The sequence below is a fragment of the uncultured Campylobacter sp. genome, from assembly GCF_938031315.1.
Lineage (GTDB): Bacteria > Campylobacterota > Campylobacteria > Campylobacterales > Campylobacteraceae > Campylobacter_B.
Genome location: NZ_CALHHT010000395.1, coordinates 1 through 8243 on the forward strand (window position 1 = coordinate 1; position 8243 = coordinate 8243).

The window sequence follows — 8243 nt, forward strand, 5'->3', positions numbered from 1 at the left end:
ACTGCAAATGAATGCTATAAAATGCTAAAGGATGGTAAGGGTATTGGATATGCGACAGACAATCTGATAGTTTTAGCTTATGCCGTAATCGACAGCGACACCGAGGTAAATATCAAGAATTTAGGCGTTTCGGATTTCTTAGGCATTGCGGTTTCTAAGGGCAATAAGGATCTGCTTGAGTTCTTAAACGGCGAGCTAGTCAAGCTAAGTAAGAACGGCTTTATGAAAAAGACCTACGAAGAGACTATCGAGCCGTATTACAAGGGCACTGCGGAGAAAAAATATTTCTTGTTGGATGATCTTTATAGCCTATTTTAGGCGGGCATAGCGGTACGGCTCGCCTGAATTTGCTTGTAGTAAGCATAGCTGTGTGCTCTCGCCAGGTAAAATTTTAAAAGGCTCGCATAGCCTTACTATTTTGTCCGACTTTGCGAGCTTGGGTTTGGATTGCAAATTCTAACTAACGCGTCGTTGCAGAATTTATAAAATTCCATAAAATTCCGTAGCGGCATACTATTTTTGCGCGGCGCTAATAGACGCACAGAATTTATAGCTAAGCACTAAAATTTAATGAAAGCAGGCGGAGCTTGGTGCAAGGTAGCAAAATTTAAAAAGCCTCTATCATTATGCTTAGAAATTTTAGTTACGAAATTTTATCGCTAAACTCGCAATTTAGGGAATAGTTTCGGTTCTAGTAAAATGAAATTTTAAGAAAATTTACATTACAATTACGAAAAATTTAAAATTCAAGGAGGAAATTATGAAAAAGTCATTTTTTCTTATTCTATTGTCGGCGATCTTTGTTTTTGCGAATTCCTTAAGCGAAATAAAGCAAAGCAAGGTTATCAGAGTGGGCGTTTATGAAAACGAGCCGCCTTTTAGTAAGTCGAGCGAGAAAGGCTTTGAGGGATTTGAGGTCGAGCTTGCCAATGCGCTAGCCGGTAAAATTTTTGGCAACAGCGGTGGTCGTATCGAGCTTATACCGGTAACAAACGAAGTGCGCTTTCCGATGCTGCAAAACAATCAGGCAGATATTATAATCGCGGCTGCAAGTATCACTGAAGAGCGTAAAGGCAGCGTGGATTTTTCGATGCCGTATTTTACGGTGAATTTGGGAATTTTAACGAAAAAAGACTCAAATATTCACAAAATAGGCGATCTGATGGGCAAAAAGATCGGCGTCATCCGCAAGACTACCGGCGAAGCGTATATCAAAAAGGACGGCGGTTATAATGTTTCTTATTGCAACGATTCGGTTGATTGCTATAGGAGATTAAAAAGTGGCGAGATCGACGGGTATTGCAACAACAACCTTTTTGTAATGGTCTATCCGATCGTAGATCCTGCGGTAGAGGTCAATATAAAAAATTTAGGCGATAATGTATTCTTGGGCGTCGCGGTGCAAAAGGGTAACGCGGAGCTGCTAGAAGCGATCAATAAAGGCTTGATCGCGCTTAGCAAAGAGGGCTTTTTCAAAAAGGCTTACGAGGACACTTTCGAATCCTTCTATAAAGGCACCGTCGATAAAAAATATTTCTTACTCGACGATCTTTACAGCTTTTTCTAGTAAATTTCAGCTAAGAATTAGCCTGCGTTAAATTTATACACAACCTCAAACGCGCTTAGCAAATTCCGCTAAGCGCGCTTTAAATCAAATATTTTTTAAGAAATTTTGGGATAAAATAGTGTGTTTTTTTAGAGGAGTTTAAAATGAAAAAAACGCTATTTTTCCTGCTTTTATCTTGCGTTCTTGCCTTTGCGAATTCATTAAGCGAGATAAGGCAGAACAGAGTGGTTAGAATCGCCGTTTATGAAAACGAGCCGCCCTTTAGCAAGGTTACGGATGGCGACTTTGAGGGCTTTGACGTTGAGCTTGCCAACGCGCTCGGCGGTAAAATTTTAGGCGCAGCGGGCGGCAGGATCGAGCTGATGCCGGTATCGGCGCAGGCACGCTTTTCGTCTATTCAAAATAATCAGGCGGATATGCTTATCGCGGCTGCAAGCGTTACTGAGGAGAGAAAGAAAAATTATGAGTTTTCGATGCCCTATCTTTCGGTAAATTCCGGAGTTTTAACCAGAAAAAGCGACAATATCCAAAAAATGAGCGATCTGCGAGGTAAGAAAGTAGGCGTCATTCGCGGCTCGACGGGCGAAGCGTTTATGCAAAAGGACGGCGGCTACAATCTAGTGTATTGCAAAAATTCCTCCGATTGCTACAAGCGGCTAAAAAGCGGTGAAATCGACGGCGCGTGCGACGATAATCTATTTGTGATGGTCTATCCGGTCGCAGATCCTAGCGTCGAGGTTAATATCAAAAGTCTTGGCGAGAACGTATTTTTAGGCATCGCGATGCAAAAAGGCAACGCAGATCTCGCAGAAGCCGTCAATCAAGCGCTAATCTCGCTTAGTAAAGAGGGCTTTTTCAAAAAAGCGTATAACGATACTTTCGAGCCTTTCTACAAAGGCACCGTCGATAAAAAATACTTCCTTTTAGACGACATATACAGCTTCTTTTAGAATTTTAAATTTGATGTGGGTCGGGATTTGAAGCTTTGCGGCTTTAAATCCTAACCCCCGCATAAGCGGTGCGTCATTAAAATTCCATCTCAAAATTTTGTCCTAAAAATCTCATTTCAAATTTTATTAGTCCCGCCGCCGCGCCGAAGCCAGCGTGCACACGGCGGTCGCAATCTTTAGTATTTGCGAGCATTTAAGGCGCGCAAAATTAGATTGAATTAAACTTTAAAATTTTACTTCGAGCCCTTGGAATTTTTTAAATCCTGCATGCGCTCCTGCTGTGCCTGCACGAACGCGTCGTATCTGATAAAAAGATAATCTTTGATCTCAAAAATCATCAACGTAAAAATCGAAGGCAGCGTGAAAAACCTAATCGTCATAAACACCAGATCAAGCGCGGTCAGATCATCGCCGCTCGCGCGATATCCTCCGGCGTTCGCAGTTAAAATTCCGTGCAGCGCCTCGTAGTTGTAAAGGATGAAAATCGTCACGAAAAGCGTCGAGAGCTTCGATACGATCTTATTCATGATCTGCGCTACGTCCTCGTCGGCGATCACCGACATCACAAACCACACGAGGGTGAAAAACAGCGGAAAGACGATGTTGAAATTTAGCGAGTTATCGAGCTTCTGTGCGCCCGTCACCGCGATGATCGCAAACACCGCCGCAAAGGGGATCACAAATAGCGCGAAGGTCATCGCCGATTTTATCGCCTTAAAAAAGCTATACGTAAGCAGAGGCGAGCCCAAAGCGAGCAAAAAGACCGTCAGCGCGTAGTTGGCTTTGGCAAAATCGTATAGGTTAAACAGCGCAAATACCGATGCTGCGGCAAGTAGCGGCACGCTTAGCTTAAACAGCACCCCATATTTAGCGTAAGCGCGCGATACGATGGCATCTAGCCTGCTAAATTTGACATTTAAGCTGCGGGCTTTGATGAAAAACAAAATGACGAATTTGACGATTACGTTTGGGCTCATACGCACCTTTCTGTTTAAATTTATGAAATTTTATCCGCGCTAAATTTGCGAAATTTTATCCGCGGAACCTGTCCGTAGAATTAGGCTTTGCCGACGGCTTATGCGGTCTGCGTTAAAATTTCATCGCGCTCTCGCTGCGTTGCTATCTTGCCGCCTTGTAGGCTTTGTCTTTTGGCTACGTGAGGCGGACCTGCGCGCTTTGGCTTGCATAGCGTCTTGCTAGCAAGCCTTTTCGGGCTGCGACGTGCTACGGCGGCGCCCATTCGGCGCGATACTTTGCTTGTGGTATCCGCACCCGCGAATGAGAGTTTGGCGCCGCTAAAATTTTACCGGTTCTTAGCCCCATGCGATACGTCCTGCGCGCCGCGATAGAATTTTGCGCGACGCAAGGACCTATCGGGCTTGGCTTTGCGCCGCATTGCGGCAAAATTTTAAAATTTGCGCCGCAAAGCACTCGCCTTGTATTGGCCTGGGATGCGGCCCGAATGATTAAATTTTAACCGCACCGTTGCCGAGCCGTTTTAAAGCTCAAACGAATTTTTGAGCCGCTACGATACGTGAAATTCCAAAAATCGCGCCTTAGCGATCAAGCTAATTTGCGCTTGCTTGTGAGCCATGCAAAAAGTAGCGCACTTGCGCCCCCTCGTCGCGCCCATGCGAAAGCAACGCGCCCTTTGCCGCTCAAAGTCCATTTTCGCCTATTCGCGCCCCCTGCTAAATCGAGGCTAAGAAGCGCGCCGCTTCACATCCAATCTAAAATTTGCGTGATCTCGGTAGCGTGAAAAATTTTAAGCCCCTGCGCGTTTTGCGGCTTCATCGGGACGATCGCGTTTTTAAATTTCTGCATCGCGGCTTCCTTCAGACGCGCATCGAGGTTGAATATCTCTCTGATCTCGCCGTTTAGGCTCACCTCGCCGATGAAGACGCTTTCTTTGCTGATCGGGCGGTTTTTGAAGCTGCTTACGATCGCTGCGACGACGGCGAGATCGCACGCCGTTTCGGTGATTTTTACGCCGCCGCTTACGTTTACGAAGACGTCGTATCCGCCAAGCCCGATCTCAAGCTTGCGATCAAGTAGCGCCAGAAGCATATCGAGGCGGTTTTTATCAAAGCCCGTGGCGCTGCGCTTGGGGTAGCCGCTCTCGCACACGAGCGCTTGGATCTCCACGACGAGCGCGCGCGTGCCCTCCATCGTGATCGTGATCGCCGAGCCACTTACCGCCTTACCGCGCGTGAAAAATTTACTCGCGACGTCCTTGGCGCTGACGAGCCCGTGCGGCCCCATCTCGAAAATCCCCACCTCGCTCGTAGCCCCAAAGCGGTTCTTAAAACCGCGCAAAATTCTAAGCTGCTTGCTCGCATCGCCCTCGAAATACAGCACCACGTCCACCATATGCTCTAGTATGCGCGGGCCCGCGATCGAGCCCTCTTTGGTGATGTGGCCGATGATGAAGATCGAAATCCCGCGCGCTTTGGCAAGTCGCATCAGCTCGAATGTAATCTCGCGCACCTGCGTGATCGAGCCCGGCGCAGAAGGGGCTTTGTCGCTAAAAAGCGTCTGGATGCTGTCAATGACGATAAACTTATAATCCCTGCGCTCCACCTCTTCAAGCACGGCGCTTAGATTTATCTCGGTGAGCAAAAACAGCTGCTCGCTTATCGCGCCCAGCCGCTGCGCACGCATTTTGATCTGGCTAGCGCTCTCTTCGCCGCTTACGTAAAGCACCGCGCGGCCGCCGCTTGCTAAATTTGCTGCGATCTTAAGCAGTAGCGTAGATTTCCCGATGCCGGGGCTGCCGCCGATTAGCACGAGCGAGCCCTCCACGACGCCGCCTCCGAGGACTAAATTTAGCTCGCTATCCTTGGTGTCGATGCGCGAAATTTGCTCGATCTGTATCTCGCTGATCGCTTTGGCGCTTACGGATGAGGCGCGGGCAAGCTCGCCCTCGATCTCTTTTAGCGCTTTGATCTGAGCGGGCTTGAGCTCGACGAAGCTATCGAATGCGCCGCAGTCGGGGCATCTGCCGAGCCATCTGCTTTGCTGATTGCCGCAGTGCTGACACTCAAAAATCGTGGTTTTAACTTTTGCCATTTTTATCCTCGCTCATTTTGCCTAAATTTAGCCTCAAGCTTTGCGAAATTATACTTAAAATTTTTAAAATTTTAGCCGCCCTGCGCGCTGTTTGCGGGATCAAAAATCACGAGACGGAGGATTTGCGGCTAAATTTGAGCTAAATTTAAATATGTTTTAAACATTTATAACTATAATACAAACTTTACTTTATTTAAAGAAGGTTTAAGATGAAGGGCAAGCTTAGTAGAAGCCAGTTTTTGACGATATCGCTTACGCTGTTTGCGATGTTTTTCGGTGCGGGAAATTTTATTTTTCCGCCGGGCTTAGGCAAGGATTCCGGGCAGAATTTTTATGTCGCGATAATGTTTTTTTGCGCTACGGCGGTGCTTCTGCCGGTTCTCGGCGTCGCAGGCATTGCGCGCGCCAAGGGGCTTCAGAGCCTGGTGCGCCGCATAGATCCGGTGTTTGCGATCGTTTTTACCGCGCTTTTATATCTTACGATCGGGCCGCTTTTTGCGATACCGCGCGCGGCGAATATGCCTTTTGACATCGCGATTAAGCCTTTTATTGCGGAAGAGCGCCTTCAAATTTGGCTATTTGTTTATTCTGCGGCATATTTTGCGCTGAACTATTACATCTGTATGAACCCTTCAAAGCTCGTCGATCTGCTAGGAAAATACCTCACGCCGATACTTTTGGCGCTTATTTTGTTACTTTTCGGCGCGGGATTTTTGTTTCCTATCGGAAGTTTCGTAGCTCCTAGCGGCGAGTATGTTGATCATGCCGCAGCAAAAGGCTTCGTAGAGGGTTATCAGACGATGGATGCGCTTGCATCGTTGGCATTTGGAATCATCGTAATTAACGCCATTAAAGCAACCGGCGTTAGCGACGAGAAGCATCTCGTCACCTCCACGATAAAAGCGGGAATGATGTCGGGCGTCATACTGATGACGATATATTTTATGCTGGGCTATCTGGGCGCGACCTCCGCGGAGCTTTTCAAAGATACGCCGAATATCAACGGAGCGGAGCTTCTGTCGCGAGTAAGCGATCATTATTTCGGAAGAATTGGCGTCGTGATTCTAGGCAGCGCGTTTTTTCTAGCCTGCATCACCACGACATTAGGGCTTATAAGCTCGGCTAGCGAATACTTCGAGGAGCTTACGAAAGGCAAGATCAAATATAAAACCTGGGCGATCGCTTGGTGCGTGATCGGCTTTGGAGTCGCAAATTTCGGCCTTACGACCATCATCAAAGGCTCCATCCCCGTGCTCGTCGCAATCTATCCGATCTCGATCATGCTGATAATCCTCTCGCTGATTAATCCGTGGATCGATTCGAGCAAGCTGATTTACCGCGCCTGCGTCTATGTCTGCGTCGTCGAGGGCGTCATAAACGGACTTGATATTTTGGGCATTTCGGTGCCGCTTGTGACGTCGTTTGTGAAGATGATGCCGTTTTACGACTCGATGCTCGGCTGGATCGTGCCTAGCACCTTGACTTTTGCCGTGACCTACGTGCTGCATCTGATCTTTGAAAAAAGAGACGATAGCTTTTAAATTTAAGAGCTATTTTAAAATTTAGCCGGGCTCTACGGGGCTCGGCACACTTTTAAATTTTAATTTACCGCCGAATTTAATCTCTCATATTTTTGCCGGAATTTTGACATATAAAATAAGTCGCCTTCAAAATTTTAACCTAAATTTACGCTAGAATTATCAAAATAAAATCGCAAAAGGAAATAAGATGGATAAACGGGATGAGGCGCTAAATCTGGCGCGAGATTTCGAACGCGACGGCTTTAGAGTGCCCGGTTTATACGAGCGGTTTTGGCGGCTACAAGGCGACGAGACGGCGTATTTTACGCTAGCGGATGGCCTGCTGCGCGGGCAGCAAGAGGGCGGTACGCTACTAAAGGACGCTCTGGGCTATGTAGGCGAGGAGGATTTTAAAGCTTTGATCGCTACGGCGGTTGAAATTTTGCGCGAGGAGGCGGCAGAGGGGTGCGAAACGCAGCAGGACGAAAGCGCGGCACAGATGGGAGAGAATGCGCGCTCGGCGCGGGCGGACGAAAGCGCAAGCAAAAATGCACGGCAACGCGGCAGAGATGAAAAAAGCGCGCGCTGGAAAAACGCCGAAGAGGTCATCGCTGCGGCAAGTCTCGAGTTCGCGCCGTTTTTGCACTCGTATCTTGGCGAGCTTTTTAAATTGCAGCCGAACGAGAGCGCGTATTACGCGGAGTATCCGTGGCGCGGGCTTAGTTACGAGAGCTCGCAAATCTGGCGCGAGAGGCTTGCGGATCCGCAGACGAGTAGGGATGAGCGGCAAAAAATTTTTAGCCGCCTGCTGCAAACCCGCGAGCCGCGAAACGTGAAATTTGCCTGCGAGTTCGCGCTTGCGGAGGATTTTTTCGATCGCCCGTGCGACCTGTTAGATTATATCGGCTACTGGCTGGAGGCCGTCGGATTTACTTTTGAGCGGACTAAATTTGACGCAGACGGCGCGGCTCAAGCGGCGGCGGATGAAATTTTAAAAACGGATGCGCTCAAACACGGCGACGCCAAACAAACCCAAACGAGCGAGCGCGACGTATCGCGAGCTAACGTAAATTTAAATGAAGCATGCGATGCGGCAGACGCCGTTAAATTTGACGTAGACGAACCTTGCACCGATAA

The 8243-nt window shown here is 47.9% G+C and carries 9 protein-coding genes; 5 read left to right on the forward strand and 4 right to left on the reverse strand.

All coding sequences use genetic code 11. The features are described from left to right. From Q0236_RS09895 to Q0236_RS09905, 3 genes are all read left to right on the forward strand, one after another. The coding region (locus tag Q0236_RS09895; protein WP_297917311.1) for a transporter substrate-binding domain-containing protein at window positions 1–318 on the forward strand (318 nt) is incomplete at its 5' end. Window positions 319–760: 442 nt separating this feature from the next. Continuing rightward, window positions 761–1567 carry a transporter substrate-binding domain-containing protein gene (locus Q0236_RS09900; RefSeq protein WP_297917313.1) on the forward strand — a complete coding sequence of 269 codons (807 nt, stop codon included), beginning with the start codon at window positions 761–763 and terminating at the stop codon, window positions 1565–1567. 143 nt (window positions 1568–1710) lie between these two features. Beyond that, a complete protein-coding gene (locus tag Q0236_RS09905; RefSeq protein WP_297917315.1) occupies window positions 1711–2517 on the forward strand; it encodes a transporter substrate-binding domain-containing protein in 807 nt (268 codons plus the stop codon). A 233-nt stretch (window positions 2518–2750) separates the two neighbouring features. Here the strand turns inward: Q0236_RS09905 and Q0236_RS09910 are convergent, their stop codons facing one another. The 4 genes from Q0236_RS09910 to radA form a co-directional block, all read right to left on the reverse strand. Beyond that, window positions 2751–3494, reverse strand: coding sequence for a hypothetical protein (locus Q0236_RS09910; protein WP_297917317.1), 744 nt, complete (start codon window positions 3492–3494; stop codon window positions 2751–2753). A 98-nt stretch (window positions 3495–3592) separates the two neighbouring features. After that, window positions 3593–3757, reverse strand: a complete 165-nt coding sequence (locus Q0236_RS09915) for a hypothetical protein (protein WP_297917318.1) — start codon at window positions 3755–3757, stop codon at window positions 3593–3595. Next, window positions 3742–3948, reverse strand: a complete 207-nt coding sequence (locus Q0236_RS09920; RefSeq protein ID WP_297917320.1) for a hypothetical protein — start codon at window positions 3946–3948, stop codon at window positions 3742–3744. Before Q0236_RS09920 ends, Q0236_RS09915 begins: the two co-directional genes overlap by 16 nt. Before the next feature lie 288 nt (window positions 3949–4236). Beyond that, window positions 4237–5586: a DNA repair protein RadA gene (gene radA / locus Q0236_RS09925; protein ID WP_297917322.1), complete on the reverse strand. Its 1350-nt coding sequence runs from the start codon at window positions 5584–5586 to the stop codon at window positions 4237–4239. A 209-nt stretch (window positions 5587–5795) separates the two neighbouring features. Between radA and brnQ the strand changes: the two genes are divergently transcribed. After that, entirely contained in the window at window positions 5796–7127 is a 1332-nt protein-coding gene (brnQ, locus tag Q0236_RS09930) for a branched-chain amino acid transport system II carrier protein (RefSeq protein WP_297880868.1), read from the forward strand. A gap of 187 nt (window positions 7128–7314) precedes the next feature. Then, on the forward strand, window positions 7315–8243 hold a 929-nt coding region (locus tag Q0236_RS09935), incomplete at its 3' end, for a hypothetical protein (RefSeq protein ID WP_297917324.1).

Coding starts and splice junctions, on each gene's coding strand:
- Q0236_RS09910 (WP_297917317.1), bottom strand. CDS start 3,494: ATGAGCCCAAACGTAATCGTCAAATTCGTCATTTTGTTTTTCATCAAA.
- Q0236_RS09915 (WP_297917318.1), bottom strand. CDS start 3,757: ATGGGCGCCGCCGTAGCACGTCGCAGCCCGAAAAGGCTTGCTAGCAAG.
- Q0236_RS09900 (WP_297917313.1), top strand. CDS start 761: ATGAAAAAGTCATTTTTTCTTATTCTATTGTCGGCGATCTTTGTTTTT.
- radA (WP_297917322.1), bottom strand. CDS start 5,586: ATGGCAAAAGTTAAAACCACGATTTTTGAGTGTCAGCACTGCGGCAAT.
- Q0236_RS09905 (WP_297917315.1), top strand. CDS start 1,711: ATGAAAAAAACGCTATTTTTCCTGCTTTTATCTTGCGTTCTTGCCTTT.
- brnQ (WP_297880868.1), top strand. CDS start 5,796: ATGAAGGGCAAGCTTAGTAGAAGCCAGTTTTTGACGATATCGCTTACG.